The organism is Arthrobacter sulfonylureivorans (assembly GCF_047607445.1).
GTDB classification, from domain to species: Bacteria; Actinomycetota; Actinomycetes; order Actinomycetales; family Micrococcaceae; genus Crystallibacter; species Crystallibacter sulfonylureivorans_A.
This window is the reverse complement of sequence record NZ_JBLKRT010000003.1, coordinates 143,531-164,390: the sequence shown is the minus strand read 5'-3', so window position 1 is coordinate 164,390 and position 20,860 is coordinate 143,531. Positions and strand designations below refer to the sequence as shown.

Below are 20,860 nucleotides of genomic sequence, written 5' to 3'. Positions count from 1 at the left end.
GCGGCGGTGTCCGGTCCGGCTTTGAGGATGTCCCTGCTGGAGGTCGCCAAGACATTCCCGACGGCGGTGCCGAAGGCTGCCGCTATGTCGGCCCCGGTGGCTCCCTGGGCGCCCAGGCCGGGAGCCAGCAGCGGCCCGTTGACGGCGGCCAGGTTTAGTCCCAAGCGTTCCATCACCTCGGCCTGGACCGTGGCGCCGACCACCAGGCCGACCGAGCCCAGCTCGCCGGCCCGGCCGGCATCCGTGTTGTCGGCAGCGGCCGCTTCCGCGATCCGCTGGGCCACCGACTCGGCTCCGCCCACGTGCTGCACGCTGGCACCTTCCGGGTTGGAGGTCAGGGCCAGCACGAACACGCCGCGGCCCGTCGCCGCCGCCAGGTCCAGTGCCGGCCGCAGCGATTCATAGCCCAGGTAGGGGCTGAGGGTCACCGCGTCGGCTGCCAGCGGCGAACCGTCGCGCAGCCAGGCGTCGGCGTACGCGGCCATGGTGGAGCCGATGTCGCCGCGCTTGGCGTCCGCGATACTCAGCACTCCAGCCTCGGCCGAGGCCGCCAGCAGCTTCTCCAGTACCGCCATTCCGGCGGAACCGTGCCGCTCGTAGAGCGCCACCTGCGGCTTCAAGGCCGCGGCCTGCTCTCCCACCGCGTCCAGCACGGTGAGGGAGAAGCGTTCCAGTCCCCCGGCGTCGTCGTTCAGGCCCCACGCGGAGAGCAGCGACGGGTGCGGGTCGATCCCCACGCACAGCGGCCCACGGGCCGCCATCGCCGTCCGCAGCCGCTGCCCGAAGCTGGGCAGCGGCCGGGCGTCAGCCTCAGGCATGGATGGCGGCCTTCAGGTTTTCGGCGTGTTCCTGCAGGCTGGTCACGTCCCACTCGTACTGGCGCATGGCTTCGATGGCCTGGATGGCGGCGCTGAACTCGGACACCGTGGTGATGATCGGCGTGCCGACCGAGGTCGCGGCGGCGCGGATCTCGTAGCCGTCGCCGCGGGCCTGGCCGCCGGACGGGGTGTTCAGGATCAGACCGACGTGGCCCTCGGTGATCAGGTCAACGATGGTGCCTTCACCGTCGTCGGAACGCCCCTCGGCGATCTTCCGTACCGTGGTGGACTGGATGCCGTTGCGGCGCAACACGTCCGCGGTGCCGCCGGTGGAGAGGATTTCGAAGCCCAGGTCCACCAGCAGCTTCACCGGCATGATGATGGAGCGCTTGTCCCGGTTGGCCACCGAGACAAAGACCTTGCCGGACGTGGGCAGCGCGCTGCCGGCCGCGGCCTGGCTCTTGGCGAAGGCGGTGTCGAAGTACTTGTCGATGCCCATCACCTCGCCGGTGGAGCGCATCTCGGGGCCGAGCAGCGAGTCCACCACGGTGCCTTCCGGGGTGCGGAACCGGCTGAACGGCAGCACGGCCTCCTTGACCGCCACCGGGGCTTCCAGCGGCAGCCGGGAACCGTCGCCGCTTTCCGGCAGCAGCTTGTAGACGCTGCGCAGCATGTCGATGGACACGCCGGTGCCGATCAGCGCCGCGGCCTTGGCCAGCTGCACGCCGGTGGCCTTGGAGACGAACGGAACGGTGCGGGAAGCGCGCGGGTTGGCTTCGATCACGTAGAGCACGTCGGCGGCCAGCGCGAACTGGATGTTGATCAGCCCGCGGACCCCCACGCCCTCGGCGATGGCGGCGGTGGCGTTGCGCACCCGTTCCAGTACCTCGGCGCCCAGGGTGATCGGCGGCAGCACGCAGGCCGAGTCGCCGGAGTGGATGCCGGCTTCCTCGATGTGTTCCATGATGCCGCCGACGTAGAGGTCCTTGCCGTCGAAGAGCGCGTCGACGTCGATCTCGATGGCGTCTTCCAGGAAGCGGTCCACCAGTACCGGATGGTCGGGGGTGATCTCGGTGGCGTTGGCGATGTAGCGGGACAGGTTGGCTTCGTCGTAGACGATTTCCATGCCGCGGCCGCCGAGCACGTAGGAGGGGCGGACCAGCACCGGGTAGCCGATCTCGTCGGCGATCTTCTTGGCCTCGTCGAAGGAGACGGCCGTGCCGTTCTTCGGTGCGATCAGCCCGGCCGAATCCAGCACGCGTTGGAACGCGCCGCGGTGCTCGGCCAGGTCGATCGCCTCGGGCGAGGTGCCCAGGATGGGGATGCCGGCGTCGGCCAGCGCCTGGGCCAGCTTCAGCGGCGTCTGGCCGCCCAGCTGCACAAACACGCCCAGCACGCCGCCGGTGCGCTCTTCGGCTGCGATGACCTCCAGCACGTCCTCGAGCGTGAGCGGCTCGAAGTACAGGCGGTTGGAGATGTCGTAGTCGGTGGAGACGGTCTCCGGGTTGCAGTTGATCATCACCGTCTCGTGTCCGGCCTTGCGCAGCGCCATGGTGGCGTGCACGCAGGAGTAGTCGAACTCGATGCCCTGGCCAATCCGGTTGGGGCCGGAGCCGAGGATGATCACGGACGGCTTGGCGTGCAGCTCAACCTCGTCCTCCTCGTCGTAGGACGAGTAGTGGTACGGGGTGTAGGCGGCGAATTCCGCGGCGCAGGTGTCCACGGTCTTGAACACCGGGCGGATGCCCAGCGCGTGCCGGACGCCCCGGACCACTGCCTCGGTGGTGTTGGTCAGCTTGCCGATCTGTTGGTCGGAGAAGCCGTGCCGCTTGGCCAGCCGCAGGATGTCCTCGGTCAGCGCCGGAGCCTTGCGGATCTCGGTGGCCACTTCGTTGATCAGCTGCAGCTGGTCCAGGAACCACGGGTCGATCCCGGTGGCTTCGAAGACCTGCTCGATGGTCGCGCCGCCCAGCAGCGCGCGCTGCACCAGCGAGAGCCGCTCGGTGGACCCGAACTTGGCCTTGGCCAGCAGTTCCGGCACGTCGAAGTCGTTGACCGGGTCGAACTCCAGCTGGGCGCCCTTCTGCTCCAGCGACCGCAGCGCCTTCTGCAGCGCTTCGGTGAAGTTTCGGCCGATGGCCATTGCCTCGCCCACCGACTTCATGGTGGTGGTCAACGTCGGGTCCGCGGCCGGGAACTTCTCGAACGCAAACCGCGGGACCTTGACGACGACGTAGTCCAGCGTCGGTTCGAACGCAGCAGGGGTCTGCTGCGTGATGTCGTTGGGGATCTCGTCCAGGGTGTAGCCCAGCGAGAGCTTGGTGGCGATCTTGGCGATGGCGAAGCCGGTGGCCTTGGACGCCAGCGCCGAGGAGCGCGAGACACGCGGGTTCATTTCGATCACTACAACCCGGCCGGTGTCCGGTTCGATGGCGAACTGGATGTTGCAGCCGCCGGTGTCCACGCCCACCTCGCGGATCACCGCGATGGAGATGTCCCGCAGTTTCTGGAACTCGCGGTCGGTCAGCGTCATGGCCGGCGCCACCGTGATCGAGTCACCGGTGTGCACACCTACCGGATCGAAGTTTTCGATCGAGCACACGACGACGACGTTGTCGTTCTTGTCGCGCATCATCTCGAGCTCGTATTCCTTCCAGCCCAGGATGCTCTCTTCGAGCAGCACCTCGCTGGTGGGGCTGTACTGGATGCCCGCACCGGCGATCCGGCGCAGGTCGTCCGGGTTGTAGGCCATGCCCGAGCCCAGACCGCCCATGGTGAAGGACGGGCGGACCACCATCGGGTAGCCCAGTTCCTCGGCGGCGGCGAAGGCTTCGTCCATCGAGTGCACTATCACCGATTTGGCGGATTCGGCGCCGCAGCGCTCGACGACGCCCTTGAACTTCTCCCGGTCTTCGCCGAGCTCGATGGCGTCGATGTTCGCGCCGATCAGCTCCACGTTGTACTTCTCCAGCACGCCGTTCTTGTCCAGCGCGATGGCGGTGTTCAACGCGGTCTGGCCGCCCAGCGTGGGCAGCAGGGCGTCCGGACGCTCCTTGGCGATGATCTTTTCGACCACCTCCGGCGTGATCGGTTCAACGTAGGTCGCATCGGCGAACTCCGGGTCGGTCATGATGGTCGCCGGGTTGGAGTTGACCAGGATGACCCGCAGGCCTTCCTCCTTCAGCACGCGCAGCGCCTGGGTGCCGGAGTAGTCGAACTCGGCCGCCTGGCCGATCACGATTGGGCCGGAACCGATGACCAGGACGGACTTCAGATCTTCTCTCTTGGGCATTACTTGCTTTCCTTCGTGGTCTCGGAAGCGGTCTCGGTGGCGGTCTCAGCGGGGCTCTCGGCAGCGGCCCCGGATTTGGTGCCGCGGGCAGCCATCAGCTCGGAAAAACGGTCGAACAGGGTCGCCGCGTCGTGCGGCCCGGCGGCCGCCTCTGGATGGAACTGAACGGAAAAGGCGGGGATGTCCAGGCATGCGAGGCCCTCGACAACGTCGTCGTTCAGGCAGACGTGGCTGACTTCGACCCGGCCGAAGCGCTCCTCCGGGGCCAGCGTGGGCCCGTCCAAAGGTGCGTCGACGGCGAATCCGTGGTTCTGCGAAGTGATCTCCACCTTGCCGGTGCGGCGGTCCATCACCGGCACGTTGATGCCGCGGTGGCCGTAGCGCAGTTTGTAGGTGCCAAAGCCCAGCGCGCGGCCCAGGATCTGGTTGCCGAAGCAGATGCCGAAGAACGGCAGGCCGGCGTCGAGCACCTTCCGCAGCAGCAGCACCTGGCGGTCCGCGGTGGCGGGGTCGCCGGGCCCATTGGACATGAACATGCCGTCGGGCGAGACAGCCTGGACGTCCTCGAAGGTGGCGGTGGCGGGCAGCACGTGCACCCGGATCCCGCGCTCGGCGAAGCGGACCGGGGTCATCGCCTTGATGCCCAGGTCGAGCGCGGCGACGGTGAACCGCGGCTCGCCCTCCCAGCCATGGTCTGCCGGTTCGACGACGTAGGCTTCGGTGACGCTGACCTCTTCGGCCAGCCGGGAGCCTTCCATCGACGGCTGTGCGGTGACCTCGGCCACCAGCTCAGCGGCGGGGCGGGCCGCGGCGTCACCGGAGAAGATGCCGGCCTTCATCGCGCCGCGCTCGCGCAGGTGGCGGGTCAGCGCGCGGGTATCCACGCCCTGGATGCCCACGATGCCCTGGTTGACCAGTTCATCGTCCAGGCTGCGCTCGGAGCGCCAGTTGGACGGCTGCCGGGCAGGATCGCGGACCACGTAACCTGCCACCCAGATCTTGCGCGACTCTGCGTCGTCGTCGTTCACGCCGGTGTTGCCGATGTGCGGTGCGGTCTGCACTACCAGCTGGCGGGCGTAGGACGGGTCGGTGATGGTCTCCTGGTAGCCGGTCATGCCGGTGGCGAAGACCGCCTCGCCCAGTGCGGTCCCGCGGGCGCCGTAGCTGCGGCCGCGGAAGGTCCGGCCGTCTTCGAGCACCAGCAGCGCCGGTGCGGTTGCGGAGGTTGTTTCTGCGCTCACGATGTTTCCTAGTCTTCCTGTACGGCGGGTAGGTATGTCTGCAGCTGCGCCAGCAGCGGTTGTTTTTCGGCGGCCTGCCGGGTGCGGAAGGCGGTGTCGACGTCGCGCTCCCCCAGTTTCCACGAGATCACGGCGAGCCCTTCGGATTCCACGAACTTGCCCACCATGCCGCTCTCGGTCCGCACGGCGGAGATGGATTCGGCCGGGATGTAGACGTCGGTGGAGCCGGGACGTTCGATCAGCACGCCGTGCGGATAGGTCCGCAGCGTGGCCTTGGTCCGGATGCCCAGGCCGTGGACGGCCACACGGTCCAGCCAGTCCCCCGCCGTGGTGGTGACCACGTACATGCCTTCGTAGTAGCCCGTGGGGTTGGCGGTGTCCGCCGGGATCTGCGGCAGCGGCGCGATGTCCTGCTGGCGTTTGAGCCGGTTCCGCCAGCCCACCGCCACCAGCACAATCAGCACGACGGCGACGGCGAGCATCACCATGCCGGCTTGGAGCTGGGTCATCTCATCCCTCCTCTGCCGGCCGTGCAGGCGTGTTCAGCGTGCCGTCCAGCACGGTGGGGTGTCCGTTGAGGAACGTGGCCACCACGCGGCCGGGCAACTGCCGGCCGGCGAACGGAGAGTTCCTGCCCTTGGTGGCCATGGCCGACGGGTCCACTGTCCAGCGGGCCGCAGGGTCCACCAGGGTGATGTTGGCGGCCGAGCCCGCTGCCAGCGGCTGGCCCTGGCCGGTCAACCGGCCAATCCGGGCCGGCATCGCTGATGTGATCCGGGCATAGTCGGCCCAGCCGATCAGCCCGGATTCGATCATGGTGTGCTGTACCACGGACAGCGCGGTTTCCAGGCCGGTCATGCCCATCGCCGCCTGCGCCCACTCGCATTCCTTGGCCTCGGACGGGTGCGGCGCGTGGTCGGTGCCGATCACGTCGATGGTGCCGTCGGCCAGACCGGCACGCAGCGCCTGCACGTCCTCGTCGGTGCGCAGCGGCGGGTTGACCTTGTAGACCGGATCGTAGCTGCGCACCAACTCGTCGGTCAGCCACAGGTGGTGCGGCGTGACCTCGGCGGTGACCTTGATGCCGCGGGCCTTGGCCCAGCGGATGATCTCCACCGATCCGGCCGTCGAGACGTGGCAGACGTGCAGCCGGGAGTCCACGTGCTGGGCCAGCAGCACGTCGCGGGCGATGATGCTCTCCTCGGCCACGGCCGGCCAGCCGGTCATCCCCAGCACCGCCGAAACGGTGCCCTCGTTCATCTGGGCCCCGTCGGTCAGCCGCGGCTCCTGGGCGTGCTGGGCGATCACGCCGTCGAACGCCTTGACGTATTCCAGCGCGCGGCGCATCAGCACCGGATCGGAGACGCAGATGCCGTCGTCGGAGAACACCCGGACCCGGGCGCGGGAATCGGCCATCGCGCCCAGCTCGGCCAGCCGTTCGCCGGCCAGCCCCACGGTCACTGCACCCACCGGGCGGACGTCGGCCCAGCCCGCGGTGCGGCCCAGCGTGTACACCTGCTCGACCACACCGGCGGTGTCCGCAACCGGCGACGAGTTCGCCATCGCGTGCACCGCGGTGAAGCCGCCCAGGGCTGCGGCGCGGGTGCCGGTCTCCACCGTCTCCGCGTCTTCGCGCCCCGGCTCGCGCAGATGGGTGTGCAGGTCCACCATGCCGGGCAGCGCAATCAGCCCGTCGGCGTCCACCACGCCGGCGCCTGCCGCGCTGAGCGCGCTGCCGACCTCGGCGATCTTGCCGTCACGGACCAGCAGATCGGCACGTTCCCCGCCGGTCAGCGAGGCTCCCCGGATCAGGTAGCTGGTCTGGGTGCTGGACTCGGTCACTTGGCCTCCTGGGCGGCGGTCGGTGCGGGAGCGGCGGACGCGGTGCCGCCGGAAAGCAGAAGGTAGAGGGCGGCCATCCGGACGGCCACGCCGTTCCGGACCTGGTCCAGCACGGTGGAGCGCGGCGAGTCGGCTGCCGCCGAGGAGATCTCCAGCCCGCGGTTCATCGGGCCGGGGTGCATGATGATGGTGCCGTCGCGGCCGGAAGCGTCCAACGCTGCCAGCCGCAGGTCGTTGAAGCCCCAGCGGCTGGAGTACTCCTGCGTGGACGGGAAGTAAGCGGCGTTCATCCGCTCGCCCTGCACCCGCAGCATCATCACCGCGTCCGTGCCCGCGGCCAGCGTGGCATCCAGGTCGTAGCTGATGGTGCACGGCCAGTCGCGGCTGCCCACCGGAAGCAGCGTCGGCGGCGCCACCATGGTCACGTCGGCGCCCAGCGTACGCAGCAGCCACAGGTTGGAGCGGGCCACCCGGGAGTGCAGGATGTCCCCGACAATGGCCACCTTCATGCCGGTCAGGTCTGTCCCGGTGGAGGCGGTGCCGTTGAGCTTGGCCCAGGTGCGCCGCAGCGTGAACGCGTCCAGCAGCGCCTGGGTGGGGTGTTCGTGCGTTCCATCGCCGGCATTGACCACGGCGGCGTCGATCCAGCCGGAGCCGGCCAGCCGCGCCGGCGCCCCGGAGGCCCAGTGCCTGATCACGACGGCGTCGGCGCCCATCGCCTCCAGGGTCTGGGCGGTGTCCTTGAGCGATTCGCCCTTGGACACCGAGGATCCTTTGGCGGCGAAGTTGATCACGTCGGCCGAGAGCCGCTTGGCGGCAGCCTCGAAGGAGATCCGGGTGCGGGTGGAGTCCTCGAAGAAGAGGTTGACCACGGTGCGGCCGCGCAGCACCGGGAGCTTCTTGACCTCGCGCAGCGACACGGCGGACATTTCCTCGGCAGTATCCAGGATCTGCACCGCGTCCGGCTTGGCCAGGTCGGCAGTGGACAGCAGATGTTTCATGCGCTGAAATCCTCGATGACTACCTCGTCGGCGGCCGGACTGCCGTTGTTGGTATCGATTTCGGCGAGCCGAACCCGGACCTTCTCCACCGAGGAGGTGGGCAGGTTCTTGCCCACGTGGTCCGCCCGGATCGGCAGCTCGCGGTGCCCGCGGTCCACCAGGACGGCCAGCCGGACAATCCGCGGCCGGCCCAGGTCCACCAGGGCGTCCAGGGCCGCGCGGATGGTGCGGCCGGAGTAGAGCACGTCGTCCACCAGCACCACGACCTTGTCATCGATGCCGGCTGCCGGCAGCTGGGTGGGCAGCGGCGTACGCGTGGGGTGGCGGCGGAGGTCGTCGCGGAACATGGTCACGTCCAGCTGGCCGATGATGTCTTCGGCAGCGACGGAAGGATCGGCGGCGGCGATCTTGTCGGCCAGCCGGCGGGCCAGCGGGTAACCGCGGCGCGGAATGCCCAGCAGGACCAAATCTTGGGACCCCTTGTTCGCCTCGAGGATCTCGTGGGCGATGCGGGTCAATGCGCGGTTAATGTCCGCTTCGGCAAGTACAACTCGCGACGATGCCGGCTGTTGCGCCGGTGAGTCGGTGTTCATCTTTTGCCGCCTCCTTCCCCGCCTCACTGGACGGAATTTAAAGGTTGCTTGCGCCCTCAAAATTACCACGGTCGGCGTGGCCCGCCCGCTTCATGACGGCAGCACGACGGCGATCCGGGGCCGATGTGGGCAAGCTCACCGGGCGCCGGATGCTGCATCCGCCCCCAGCGCATCGATCTGCGGGACTGGGACTCAGGGTCGGCGGTTGATCTTGCGTGAGCCGGAGCTCCGGATCGGCGGATGATCTTGCGTGAGCCGGCGCCCCGGATCGGCCGATGGCCCTGCCTGCGCCGGATCGCAACGACGCCGGAAGCCCTTCGCTCAAGCCCGGAACGCGACGACGGCGGGTGCCCCGCAAAGTGGGCACCCGCCGTCGTACGTGGGGATGGTGGCTGAACAAGTACCTCAGGCCAGCAGCGTGGGCTTGAGCTGCTGCAACCGGCCCAGCAGGCCGTTGACGAAGGACGGCGACTCGTCCGTCGACAGAGTCTTGGCCAGCTCCACGGCTTCGCTCACCGCAACGCCGTCGGGCACGTCGTCGTTGTAGAGCAGCTCCCACGAGCCGACGCGCAGGATAATGCGGTCCACGGCGGGCATCCGGTCCAGGGTCCAACCCTGGGCGTAGGTGGCCAGGAACTCGTCGATGGTGGGCTGCAGGGCGGCGACCCCCTCCACGATCTGTGCCGTGTAGGGATTGATCACCTGGTCCGTCTTGTCCCGTCCGGCCAGCGCCTCGGCGGCACTCACGCCGCGCTGCTCGGCTTCAAAAAGGACGTCGACGGCCCTGCGGCGGGCCTTGCCGCGGGCTGAAGTAGGGGCACTCACTAGTCGTTGACTCGTCCCAGGTAGTCGCCGGAGCGGGTGTCGACCTTGACCTTGGTGCCGGTCTCCAGGAAGAGCGGGACCTGGATCTGGTAGCCGGTCTCCACGGTGGCGGGCTTGGTGCCGCCGGTGGAGCGGTCGCCCTGCAGGCCGGGCTCGGTGTAGGTGATCTCCATGACCACGGAGGCCGGCAGCTCGATGTAGAGCGGGGTGCCGTCGTGCATGGCGATGTTGACCTTGATGTTTTCCAGCAGGAAGTTCTCGTCGTCGCCGACCACGGCGCCGGGAACGGTGACCTGGTCGTAGTCCTGCACGTCCATGAAGACGAAGTCGTCGCCGTCCTTGTACAGGTAGGTGTAATCGCGGCGGTCCACCGTGGCGGTTTCGATCTTCAGGCCGGCGTTGAAGGTCTTGTCCTGAATCTTGCCGCTGACGACATTCTTGATTTTGGTGCGCACGAACGCGCCGCCCTTGCCCGGCTTCACATGCTGGAACTCAATGACGTTCCACAGCTGGCCGTCCAGTTTCAGCACGGTGCCGTTCTTGATGTCGTTGGTTGTGGCCACAGTTTCACTTTCGTCGATGATGGCGGGCCGCCAGCGGTAGGTCCGCCCGGCCCGGAGCGAAGTCCAGCAGACATTCTACCTGCTGACGGCCTGCCCGCCCCAAGCGCTCGGCGTCCCCCGGATCGATGCCGGCGGAACCGGTGGGTTCGCGAGGCCTGATGGAGCCCCCGGGAACGGTGGGTGCGGGTGCCAGCAGCAGAATGTCCTTGAGGGCAGTACTGCAGCCGCCGTCCTATTCGGCGATTTCCTGGTACGCGGCGAACAGCAGCGAGGTGTCCGGGACGTCGAGGATGCCGGGCTTGGCCAGTCCGTCCAGCACCACGAAGCGCAGCAGGTCGCCGCGGGCCTTCTTGTCCCGCTTCATTCCGTCCAGCAGTGCGGCCCAGCGGTCGCGCCGGTAGCTCACGGGAAGGCCCAGGGACTTCAGGATGGCCTGGTGCCGGTCCGCGGTGGCGTCGTCCAGCCGGCCGACCATCCGGGACAGCTCGGCGGCGAAGGCCAGGCCGATCGACACAGCGGCGCCGTGGCGCATCTGGTAGCGCTCGGCCAGTTCGATCGCGTGGCCCAGGGTGTGGCCGTAATTGAGGAACTCGCGGCGTCCGGACTCGCGCAGGTCTGCGGACACCACCTCCGCCTTGACCCGGATGGCGCGCTCGATGATCTCCCGCAGCTGGTCAGATCCGGCGGTGGTGGCAGCTGTGGGATCGGCCTCGATCACATCCAGGATGACCGGATCGGCGATGAAGCCGCACTTGACCGCTTCGGCCATGCCGGTGATCAGTTCGTTCGGCGGCAGCGTCTGCAGCGCATCCAGGTCGGCCAGCACGGCGGCCGGCGGATGGAACGCGCCCACCAGGTTCTTGCCCTCTGCGGTGTTGATGCCGGTCTTGCCGCCGACGGCAGCGTCCACCATGCCCAGCAGGCTGGTAGGGATGTGCACCACCTTCACGCCGCGCAGCCAGGTTGCGGCCACGAAGCCGGCCACGTCGGTGACCGCCCCGCCGCCCACCGCTACGATGGCGTCGGAGCGGGTGAAGTCGTTCTTGCCCAGCACTTCCCAGCAGAACGAGGCCACCTGGATGTGCTTGCCCTCCTCGGCATCCGGGATCTCGGCAGTCAGCGCCTCCATTCCGTTCGCGGCGAGGTCCTCGCGCACGGCATCGCCGGTGGCCCGCAGCGCCCGCGGGTGGATCACCAGCACCTTGCGGACCCGCTCCCCCAGCACCTGCGGCAGCCGGCCCAGCAGCGCATGGCCAACAACGACGTCGTACGCCTCCTGGGGGGTGTTCCCCGTGACGGGGATGACGGTGGCCTCGGGGGTGTTGCTCACGGTTCGTGCCTTTCCTCAAGCAGTTGTCTCAGTTCGGCCAGCAGCTGCTGCTGGCTTTTGCCGCGGGTGTCCAGCACCAGATCGGCCAGTCGCTCGTACACCGGCCGGCGCTGCCGGAAAGTTTCGGTCCAGCGGCCCACGGGGTCGCCGGCGAGCAGCGGCCGCCCGGTGTCCTTGATGATGCGCGGACGCACCGTGTTCACGTCAATGTCCAGGAAGACCACGGTGCAGTTGGCCAGCAACTGTTGCGTGCCGGTATCCAAGATGGCGCCGCCGCCCAGCGAGACCACGGCAGGCGGTTTGCCTTCGGCGAGCAGCGCCGCCACTTCGCGGGCTTCGAGTTCGCGGAAGGCGTGTTCGCCCAATGAGGTAAAGATCGCGGGAATCGGACCGTGCCGTTCGACCAGCCGCTTGTCGCTGTCGGCGAAGGCGAGGCCGTGCCGATTGGCAAACTGGCTGCCCAGCGTCGATTTGCCGGACGCCATCGGTCCAATCAGCACCAGGTGGCGCTTCAGCCGCATCGGTTCAGCGGATGCCACTACTGGCCGATCGAATCCAGCGACTCCGGAATGGCCGCCAGATAGGACCGCAGGTTGCGTGCCGTCTCGGCCACGGAGTCGCCGCCGAACTTCTCGGTGACGGCCTGGGCCAGTACCAAGGCCACCATGGCCTCGGCGACGACGCCGGACGCCGGCACGGCGCAGACATCGGACCGCTGATGGTGGGCTTTGGCCGGCTCGCCGGTGCTCACATCGATGGTGGCCAGCGCGCGAGGCACCGTGGCAATCGGCTTCATGGCCGCGCGGACGCGCAAGGTCTCGCCGATGCTCATGCCGCCTTCGATGCCGCCGGCGCGATTGGTGGCGCGCACAATGGTGCCGTGCTCATCGCGGACGATTTCGTCATGGGCGGCGGATCCGCGGCGGGCGGCGGTGAGGAAGCCGTCCCCGACCTCCACGCCCTTGATCGCCTGGATGCCCATCAGGGCGGCGGCCAGGCGAGCGTCCAGCCGGCGGTCCCAGTGCACGTAGCTGCCCAGGCCCGGCGGCAGTCCGTAGGCCAGCACCTCAACCACGCCGCCCAGGGTTTCGCCTTCCTTGTGCGCCTGGTCCACTTCCTGCACCATGGCCAACGAGGTCTCGGCGTCGAAGCAGCGCAGCGGATCCTCGTCCAGGGCCAGAACGTCGTCCGGCATTGGAAGCCGGCTGCCTTCGGGAACCGAGACGCGGCCGACGGCGGTGGTGTGGCTGACCAGCCGGATGCCCAGCGCGGAGAGGAACTTCGCGGCCACTGTTCCCAGGGCTACGCGCGCAGCTGTCTCGCGGGCGCTGGCGCGTTCCAGCACCGGACGGGCTTCGTCGAAGCCGTACTTCTGCATGCCGGTGAAGTCTGCGTGGCCCGGCCGCGGCCTGGTCAGCGGGGCGTTGCGGGCCAGGTCCTCCAGCTCTGCAGGGTCGACCGGATCCGCGGACATGACGGTTTCCCACTTGGGCCATTCGGTGTTGGCCACTTCGATGGCAACCGGGCCGCCCTGGGTCAGGCCGTGGCGGACACCGCCCACCAGGGTGACCTTGTCCTGTTCGAATTTCATTCGGGCACCGCGGCCGTAGCCCAGACGCCGCCGCGCCAGCGCATCCTGCACCTCGGCTGCGGTCAGCTCGACGCCGGCGGGGACGCCTTCGATAATTCCTACCAGGGCCGGACCATGGGATTCACCGGCGGTTAACCAACGCAACATGGATTCAATACTGCCATGCATCTGTGAGCGGATTAGCGCCGCGGTGCACCCACCGCGTCACACATCACATTTGTGACATCGGCGCTGTTGGTGAAGCGGCCGCCGGCGAACAGCCGCACCTGCTCGACCGCCTGGTAGATGAGCATTTCCAAGCCATGCACCACCGAACCGCCCTGGGCCTGCCAGGCGGCGGCCAGTTGGCTGGGCCAAGGATCATAGGCCACGTCCAGCAGCACGCCGCCGGCGCGGTCCGGTCCTGCCTGCGCCGCCAGTTCGGCAGCCAGGGAGTCTGCGGCGTTCGGCGGCAGGGTGCAGACCACCGTTCCGGCCGTTCGCACTGCGGCCGACGCCTGATCCCAGCCGGCTACCTGCAGTGGAACCCCAAGCTGCCGGGCGATCTCCTGCACGTTGCCCGACTTCGCCGGATCCCGCAGGCACAGGGTGACGCCGGAGGGTTTCAGCTCCGCCAGCGCGGCAGCAGCAGCGGCGGCCGTTCCGCCGCCACCCAGGATGACTGCCGGCTGGCCCTCCTGCGCTCCGCCGTGGCGCAGCGCGCCGACGATCCCCGCCACGTCCGTGTTGTGGCCGGTCAGCGTTACCCGTCCCTCGTCGTCGTACTCGGGAACCACGGTGTTGAGTACGCCGAGCAGATCCACCAGCGGGCTGGTGCGGTCCATCTCGGCGACCATCGCGGACTTCAGCGGCATGGTCACCGACAGCCCCGCCCAGCCCCGCTCGCTGCGCAGGGTCCGGACGAACTGCGGCAGCTGGTCCACGGTGACGTCGATGGCCCGGTAGCGGCAGTCGAAGCCGATCAGCTGATACGCGGCACGGTGCAGCGCGGGCGACCGGGAATGGCCGATCGGGTGCCCGAGCACTGCGGCCTGGTACTGCTGGGCAGCCGGCAGCGTGCCGTCAGCCACGCCGTCGGCAGGACCGGCGATCAACTGCACCGGCCTTCTTTCTGCGTGCTGCACCACTGCTGGTATTCCTTGGTGTACGCGTTGTGCTGTTCCAGCGTCTCCGCGAACTTGGTCTCGCCGGTGTCCAGGTTGACGGTCACCCAGTAGTAGTAGGGCACGTCGGCCGGGCTGGCGGCCGCGTCGATGGCCGGTCCGCCGGGTGAATTAATCGGTCCCGCAGGCAGCCCGGTGTGCGCGTAGGTGTTGTACGGGTTCGACTTGTCCGCTTTTTCCTCGGGCGTGATGTCGTAGCCCTTGCGGCCCAACCCGTAAGTCACCGTGGCGTCCGACTGGATCAGGCCATTGGTCTCGGTGTTGTCCGGCTTCAGCCGGTTCTGGATCGCGCCGGCCACCGTGGCGTAGTCGGCTTCGCCCGCCTCGGCTTCAATGATGCTGGCGATGGTCAGCACCCGGAACTGCTCTTGCGGGTCAGAGATACCGTCCTTGGTCAGCCGGTCAACGGTGTTGCCCACCAGTTCGGAGAGGATGTCCTTGGCGCTGGTCTCCAGCGGCCAGCGGTATTCGCCCGGGAAGAGGTAGCCTTCCAGGTTGCGGGCTTGCTTCGGCAACCCGAACTGCTGCGGGTCCTTGGCGAGTTCAGCGAACTCGGACGCCGGAATGTTGGTGCCTTCGCTCAGGGCCGCGAAGACCTCTTCTTCGCGCCAGGTGCGGTTGATCGCGGCGTAGGAGACCTTCTCCCCCACATCTTCCAGCAGGATGGCGGCGGCGTCCGCGGCCGGCAGCTTGTACTGCATCTGGTACTCGCCAGGCTGCACCTCGCGGCCGTCCGCCTGGCTGGCCAGTTCGCCCAGGAAAATTTCGCTGTTGGAGATGATGTCCTGCTCCACCAACGCACCGGCAATCACCAGCGGGCCGGCGCCCTCTTCAACGGTGAAGGTCACCTGTCCTTCGCCGGGGCCGGCGTAGTCTTCGGGGCCGCCGCCCATGCCCAGCAGGTTCTGCAGGAACAGCACCACGCCGACCAGGCCTGCGGCGAAGACCGCGAAAACCACCAGCATGATGGTATTGCGCCGGCGGCGGGCGCGTTTCTTCGTGCGGACCGGACGCTTCCGGCCAGCCGCAGGCTCGTCCTCGAAAAAGTCCAGCCGGCCATCATGGTAGATCTGGCCGTCGTCGGCGTAGCCCTGGTTCGCGTCCGCGTAGCCCTGGTTGGCCGCGTAGCCGTGATCCACCGCGGCGTAGCCCCGGTTGTCGGCATAGCTGTGGGCGTCGTCGGCCGCTTCCCAGCCGCGGTCAGTGGCGCCGGCGGCGTAGTGTGTGTCCTCTGCCGCAGCACCGGCGGCGTAGTCGGCCTGCGGCTCCGCCTCGGGTCCTGCTTCCGGCTGAGGACGACGGCGGTGCTCACCGGCGGCGGGTACGTGGTGCTGGACGACGGTGGCTGGCTCCGGGTCGTTCCAGCCGGTGGCCGGTTCGTCCGCTGCAGCTGCGTGAGCTGCGGCTGCGTCTGCTGATTGCGGGGCGGCCGGCTGGCTGGCCGGATCGGGCCAGGCCTCCTCCGCCGGTTCCTCCCACTCGGGCACCGCGTCGTCGTCCCAGTACGGCGGAACGGTGTCGTCAAAGCGCGGATCAGCGGCCTGGCGTCCGCGTGCGGCCCGCCGGGAAGGGAGATTGGTCCAGTCGTCGGGGTGCTTGCTCACGTTCCCGGGTCCCCGCTTCGGTCATGTCCGTGCGTAATCGTCGGCTCCTCATGGCTGGCGTCCGGCACTGGTCGGCCGGCGGGTGGTGCGACAGGTGTCCCCACGTCCTGTCCTTGGGCCCGTTGCATGTCGATAGCCTGCTGCAGGATACCTACGGCAGCTACCTGATCAACCACTTTACGATGTTGACGCGTATCCATGCCAGCATCGCGCAATCCCCGGTGCGCCGCCACGGTGGTCAACCGTTCATCGATCAGGCTGACGCTGGCCTCGGAACCCGCAGCGGCCAGCGCTGCGGCAAGCTTGCGGGCGTAGCTGCGGGCCATCTCGGTGGACGCTGAGTCGCCGCCGGACAGCGTGCGCGGCAGCCCGACGAAAACCTGCACGGTGCCCCGTTCGGCGGCCTCGCGCACCAGCACCCTGATGTCGCTGTCCTTCTTGGCGTCTCGCTTCAGGGTGCGGACCGGCGTGGCCAGGATCCCGTCCGGGTCGCAGCTGGCCACGCCGACGCGCACCGCTCCGACGTCGACACCGAGTTTGGTGCCGCGCGGATAACCGGTAGAAGACACGCTGCCGGGCCCCTAGCGGTTCGCGACCGCGGCAGTCACGGCGGCCAGTGCTTCGTCGATCTTGGCCGGGTCGGATCCGCCGCCCTGGGCCACGTCGTCCTTGCCGCCGCCGCCACCACCGAGCACGCCGGCAGCGGTCTTGACCAGCGCGCCGGCCTTCACTCCGGCGGCGCGGGCGGCCTCGTTGGTTGCCACCAGGATCAGCGGGCGGCCGTTGGCTACGCCGGTCATCGCCACGGTGACCGGCTCGGAGCCCAGCCGGGTGCGCAGGTCCAGGGCCAGGTTGCGCAGGTCGTCGGCACCGTTGAGGTCACCGACGTTGTGCGCCAGCAAGCGGATGCCGGCCACGTCCTGCGCCTGGGCGACCAGCGAGCCGGCGGAGGCTGCCAGCTGTTCCTTGCGCAGCTTGTCCAGCTCCTTTTCCACGGACTTCAGCTTGGCCAGGGTGGCGGCAATCCGCTCGGGCAGCTGGGCGCCGGGGACCTTGAGCATCTCCGACAGCTCGGTCACCAGCGCGCGCTCAGCGGCCATGTGGCGGAAGGCTTCCATGCCCACGAAGGCTTCCACGCGGCGATTGCCCGAGCCCACTGAGGCCTCGCCCAGCAGGGTCAGCGAACCGATCTGCGAGGTGGCCTCCACGTGGGTGCCGCCGCAGAGCTCGCGGGACCAGGCGCCGTCGATCTCCACCACGCGAACGGTGTCCCCGTAGGCCTCGCCGAAGAGCGCCATGGCGCCCAGCTCGCGGGCCTGGGCCAGCGGCATCACGCGGGTCTGAACCTCGAAGTTGTTGCGGATGGCCAGGTTGGAGACCTCTTCGACCTCCGACTTGGCGGCGTCGGAAAGGCCTTCGCCCCAGGAGAAGTCGAAGCGGAGGTAGCCGGCCTTGTTGAACGAACCGCGCTGCAGCGCCTCCGGACCGAGGATCTGGTGCAGGGCGGCGTGGATGATGTGCGTTCCGGAGTGTGCCTGCTCGCCGGCGTGCCGGCGCTGCGCGTCCACGGCGGCCTGGACGGTGGCGCCGGCGGGCAGTTCGCCTTCGCGGACCACGGCCTTGTGCACGCTCAGGCCCTTGACCGGCTTCTGCACGTCCAGCACCTCGACCACGAACCCGTCGCCGGTGATCAGTCCGACGTCGGCCGCCTGGCCGCCGGCCTCGGCGTAGAACGGGGTGGCGTCAAGCACCAGCTCGATTTCCTCGCCCTGGCCGGCGAAACCGCGCACTTCGCCGCCGCGGACGATGCCGCGCACGGTGGACTCGGTGTTCAGCTCGTCATAGCCGGTGAAAACGGTTTCGCCCTCGGACAGCATCTCCCGGAAGACGGTCACGTCGGCGTGGCCCATCTTCTTGCCGCGGGCATCCGCCTGCGCACGCTGGCGCTGTTCGGCCATCAGCGTGCGGAAGCCGGCCTCGTCCACTTTCAGACCCGCTTCTTCGGCCATTTCAAGCGTCAGATCGATCGGGAAGCCGTAGGTGTCGTGCAGCGTGAAGGCGTCCTCGCCGGAAATCGGCTTCGAAGCAGCCTTCGATTCCTTCACGGCCTCTTCCAACCGGGCGGTGCCGGAGGCGATGGTGCGCAGGAAGGCCTTTTCTTCGGCGTAGGCAATCCGGCTGATCCGCTCGAAGTCGTCAGCCACCACCGGGTACGTGCCCTTCATGGCGTCGCGGGAGACCGGCAGCAGCTCGGGCAGGCAGGCGTTTTCCACACCAAGCAGGCGCATGGCGCGCACGGCACGGCGGATCAGGCGGCGCAGCACGTAGCCGCGGCCCTCGTTGGAGGGGGTCACGCCGTCGGAAATCAGCATCAGCGCGGAACGGATGTGGTCGGCGACCACCCGCAGCCGCACGTCGTCCGCGTGGTGCGGGTCGTCGTCGGACTCGGCGCTGGTGTATTCCTTGCCGGAGATCTCCGCGGCCTTGTCCAGCACGGGACGGACCTGGTCGGTCTCGTACATGTTCTCCACGCCCTGCAGGATCATCGCGAGGCGTTCCATGCCCAGGCCGGTGTCGATGTTCTTCTGCGGCAGCTCGCCCAGGATTTCGAAGTCTTCCTTGCCGATGCCGGCGCCACGCTGGTACTGCATGAAGACCAGGTTCCAGATTTCGATGTACCGGGTCTCGTCGGCGATCGGGCCGCCTTCGATCCCGTACTCGGGGCCGCGGTCGTAGAAGATTTCCGAGCACGGACCGGCGGGGCCGGGCTGGCCGGTGGACCAGTAGTTGTCCTTCTTGCCGGACTTCTGGATCCGGTCGGCCGGCACGCCGACCTGGTCACGCCAGATGGCGAGGGCTTCCTCGTCCTCTTCGTAGACGGTGATCCAGAGCTTCTCCGGCGGCAGCCCGTAGCCGCCCTGCTCCACCGGGCTGGTCAGCAGTTCCCAGGCCATCGCGATGGCCTGTTCCTTGAAGTAGTCGCCAAACGAGAAGTTGCCGCACATCTGGAAGAACGTGCCGTGCCGGACCGTCTTGCCGACCTCTTCGATGTCCGCGGTGCGGATGCACTTCTGCACGCTGGTGGCACGCGGGTACGGTGGCGTCTCGCGGGCGGTCAGGTACGGGATGAACGGCACCATGCCGGCCACGGTGAACAGCAGCGAAGGATCCGGCGACACCAGGGACGCCGAGGGGACCACGGCATGGCCCTTTTTCTCGAAGAAGTCGAGCCAGCGGCGGACAATCTCGTGGGATTTCATGGTGCCTGTGTCTTACCTTCCAGGGTACAAACGGCCCGTGCAGGCCGGGGCTTGGCGTGGATGCCGAGAAAAAACTTAGCGCGTGCGGACGTCGTCTGCGGAATCGATGCCCAGGGCCAGGCGGAGGTCGCTTTCGCGTTCCTGCATGCCGTCCCGGACCGCGTCGGCAAAGTTGGCTACCGAATCGGCCACCTGTGCCAGTGCGCGGTTCAGTCCAACCGGTCCCAGCGCTTCGCGCGTTTGGGAGACCTTGCGGACCGCCAGCACGCCGATCGCCACTCCGGCGGCCATCCAGATTATTCGCTTCATGTCGGTTCCTCTCGCGGATTAGCGGCCGCGGCGGCGCTTGCCCTCGGGCGCGCCCTTGCCGGCGGAGTTGAAGGCGCTGCGCACGCCGTAGGAGAAGGCTGCCACCTTGATCAGCGGCGAGCCCAGGGTCGCGGAGAGCAGCGAGGTCAGGGCGGAAACGTTGGCCGAAGCGTCGGAGACGTTGTTGGAGATGCCGTCGACCTTCTTCAACTGTTCGTTGGTGGTGCTGACGGTGGTCGTGACTTCGCCAATCAACGGGGTGGTGCCGTCGCTGAGCTCGCGGATGGCCTGGCGCAGTTCATCAAACACTTTGCCGAGCTTCCACACCGGGATGGCCAGCAAGGCCACCAGCACCGCGAACACGCCCGCGGCGATCAGACCGGCGATATCTCCACCTGACATAGGTTCAAACGCTCCTCTTGTTTGGTTGACGGCGTACCTCCGGTCCGCGCACAGCGCAAGCATGCCGTGTGCTGCGGGGGTCCGGCTAACGACGGCGGGGCGCACCTTCTGCAGGAACCTTCCCGCCACTGAACAACACCTTACCTACTGAACAGCCCGCGGCCGATGCCGCGGGCTGTTCAGCGCCGCCTCCATGCCGGAGGCAGCATCTCGCCAAGGTACTTCCGGGATGTTCAGGCCCCGGAACTACTTATTAGCGAGCGTAGTATTCGACCACCAGCTGCTCTTCGCAGGTCACGGGAACCTCGGAGCGCTTGGGGCGGCGGACCAGGCGGGCCTGCAGCTTCTCCAAAGCAACGTCGAGGTACGCCGGAACGTTGGGGAGCACGTCGCGGTGAGCGCCGGCAGCTGCCACCTGGAACGGGGGCATCTTCTCGGAGCGCTCGTGCACGTGGATCAGCTGGCCTTCGGAAACGCGGAAGGACGGACGGTCCACGCGCTTGCCGTTGACCATGATGTGGCGGTGCACCACGAGCTGGCGGGCCTGGGCGATGGTGCGGGCGAAGCCGGCACGCAGCACCAGGGCGTCAAGACGCATTTCCAGCAGCTCGATCAGGTTTTCACCGGTCAGACCGGCGGTGTTGCGGGCTTCCTCGAAGACACGGGTCATCTGTGCTTCGCGGATGCCGTACTGGGCGCGCAGACGCTGCTTCTCGCGCAGACGAACGGCGTAGTCACTGTCCTGCTTGCGGCGGGCGCGTCCGTGCTGGCCGGGGCCGTACGGACGACGCTCCATGTACTTCTCAGCCTTGGGCGTCAGGGCAATGCCAAGGGCACGCGAAATGCGGACCTTGCGGCGGGCTCGTGTGTTGTTAGCCACGATGTCCTTCCAGTTATGTGCGGTGTAATGGTTTGCTGGCCTCCAAGTCCCGGAGAGCGTTGGTCAACCGCTACCTTCAGCTACAGTCCGTTCCGAGCACACGACTCTCCCCTTCGCTGAACTGCCTCAGTCGGCTGGACTACTCG

The 20,860-nt window shown here is 68.1% G+C and carries 19 protein-coding genes; all 19 read right to left on the bottom strand.

Annotation, left to right across the window (positions count from 1 at the left end):
• A partial coding sequence (gene pyrF / locus ACMX2H_RS02770) for an orotidine-5'-phosphate decarboxylase (RefSeq protein ID WP_414958854.1) occupies positions 1-818 on the bottom strand: 818 nt, incomplete at its 3' end.
• The gene (gene carB, locus ACMX2H_RS02765) at positions 811-4,110 is read right to left on the bottom strand and encodes a carbamoyl-phosphate synthase large subunit (RefSeq protein WP_414958853.1); all 3,300 of its coding nucleotides are present in this window, start codon (positions 4,108-4,110) and stop codon (positions 811-813) included. The genes pyrF and carB, both read right to left, overlap by 8 nt.
• Positions 4,110-5,351 carry a glutamine-hydrolyzing carbamoyl-phosphate synthase small subunit gene (carA, locus tag ACMX2H_RS02760; RefSeq protein WP_414958852.1) on the bottom strand — a complete coding sequence of 414 codons (1,242 nt, stop codon included), beginning with the start codon at positions 5,349-5,351 and terminating at the stop codon, positions 4,110-4,112. Before carA ends, carB begins: the two co-directional genes overlap by 1 nt.
• Positions 5,352-5,359: 8 nt before the next feature.
• Positions 5,360-5,860 carry a PH-like domain-containing protein gene (locus tag ACMX2H_RS02755; RefSeq protein WP_414958851.1) on the bottom strand — a complete coding sequence of 167 codons (501 nt, stop codon included), beginning with the start codon at positions 5,858-5,860 and terminating at the stop codon, positions 5,360-5,362.
• A 1-nt stretch (position 5,861) separates the two neighbouring features.
• The gene (locus tag ACMX2H_RS02750; protein WP_414958850.1) at positions 5,862-7,193 is read right to left on the bottom strand and encodes a dihydroorotase; all 1,332 of its coding nucleotides are present in this window, start codon (positions 7,191-7,193) and stop codon (positions 5,862-5,864) included.
• Complete coding sequence (locus tag ACMX2H_RS02745) at positions 7,190-8,194, bottom strand: aspartate carbamoyltransferase catalytic subunit (RefSeq protein ID WP_414958849.1); 1,005 nt, start codon at positions 8,192-8,194, stop codon at positions 7,190-7,192. The genes ACMX2H_RS02750 and ACMX2H_RS02745 overlap by 4 nt, the downstream gene beginning before the upstream one ends.
• Positions 8,191-8,787: a bifunctional pyr operon transcriptional regulator/uracil phosphoribosyltransferase PyrR gene (gene pyrR / locus ACMX2H_RS02740; RefSeq protein WP_136785363.1), complete on the bottom strand. Its 597-nt coding sequence runs from the start codon at positions 8,785-8,787 to the stop codon at positions 8,191-8,193. Before pyrR ends, ACMX2H_RS02745 begins: the two co-directional genes overlap by 4 nt.
• 405 nt (positions 8,788-9,192) lie before the next feature.
• On the bottom strand, positions 9,193-9,612 hold the full coding sequence (gene nusB, locus ACMX2H_RS02735; protein ID WP_127512662.1) for a transcription antitermination factor NusB: 420 nt from the start codon (positions 9,610-9,612) through the stop codon (positions 9,193-9,195).
• Entirely contained in the window at positions 9,612-10,175 is a 564-nt protein-coding gene (efp, locus tag ACMX2H_RS02730) for an elongation factor P (RefSeq protein ID WP_136785364.1), read from the bottom strand. The genes nusB and efp overlap by 1 nt, the downstream gene beginning before the upstream one ends.
• 232 nt (positions 10,176-10,407) lie before the next feature.
• The gene (gene aroB / locus ACMX2H_RS02725) at positions 10,408-11,505 is read right to left on the bottom strand and encodes a 3-dehydroquinate synthase (protein ID WP_414958848.1); all 1,098 of its coding nucleotides are present in this window, start codon (positions 11,503-11,505) and stop codon (positions 10,408-10,410) included.
• Complete coding sequence (locus ACMX2H_RS02720) at positions 11,502-12,044, bottom strand: shikimate kinase (RefSeq protein WP_414958847.1); 543 nt, start codon at positions 12,042-12,044, stop codon at positions 11,502-11,504. Before ACMX2H_RS02720 ends, aroB begins: the two co-directional genes overlap by 4 nt.
• A complete protein-coding gene (gene aroC, locus ACMX2H_RS02715; protein ID WP_414958846.1) occupies positions 12,044-13,243 on the bottom strand; it encodes a chorismate synthase in 1,200 nt (399 codons plus the stop codon). The genes ACMX2H_RS02720 and aroC overlap by 1 nt, the downstream gene beginning before the upstream one ends.
• Before the next feature lie 32 nt (positions 13,244-13,275).
• The gene (locus ACMX2H_RS02710) at positions 13,276-14,151 is read right to left on the bottom strand and encodes a shikimate dehydrogenase (RefSeq protein WP_414958863.1); all 876 of its coding nucleotides are present in this window, start codon (positions 14,149-14,151) and stop codon (positions 13,276-13,278) included.
• 35 nt (positions 14,152-14,186) lie between these two features.
• Positions 14,187-15,863 carry an endolytic transglycosylase MltG gene (mltG, locus tag ACMX2H_RS02705; protein WP_414958845.1) on the bottom strand — a complete coding sequence of 559 codons (1,677 nt, stop codon included), beginning with the start codon at positions 15,861-15,863 and terminating at the stop codon, positions 14,187-14,189.
• A complete protein-coding gene (ruvX, locus tag ACMX2H_RS02700; RefSeq protein WP_414958844.1) occupies positions 15,860-16,432 on the bottom strand; it encodes a Holliday junction resolvase RuvX in 573 nt (190 codons plus the stop codon). The genes mltG and ruvX overlap by 4 nt, the downstream gene beginning before the upstream one ends.
• A 12-nt stretch (positions 16,433-16,444) precedes the next feature.
• Positions 16,445-19,123 (bottom strand): alanine--tRNA ligase, encoded by a 2,679-nt coding sequence (alaS, locus tag ACMX2H_RS02695; protein WP_414958843.1) that lies wholly within the window; start codon positions 19,121-19,123, stop codon positions 16,445-16,447.
• Between the two features lie 75 nt (positions 19,124-19,198).
• Positions 19,199-19,432 carry a DUF6167 family protein gene (locus ACMX2H_RS02690; RefSeq protein ID WP_414958842.1) on the bottom strand — a complete coding sequence of 78 codons (234 nt, stop codon included), beginning with the start codon at positions 19,430-19,432 and terminating at the stop codon, positions 19,199-19,201.
• Between the two features lie 18 nt (positions 19,433-19,450).
• Positions 19,451-19,834, bottom strand: coding sequence for a DUF948 domain-containing protein (locus ACMX2H_RS02685; protein WP_136785368.1), 384 nt, complete (start codon positions 19,832-19,834; stop codon positions 19,451-19,453).
• 253 nt (positions 19,835-20,087) lie between these two features.
• Entirely contained in the window at positions 20,088-20,714 is a 627-nt protein-coding gene (rpsD, locus tag ACMX2H_RS02680; protein ID WP_136785369.1) for a 30S ribosomal protein S4, read from the bottom strand.
• Positions 20,715-20,860: the final 146 nt, after the last annotated feature.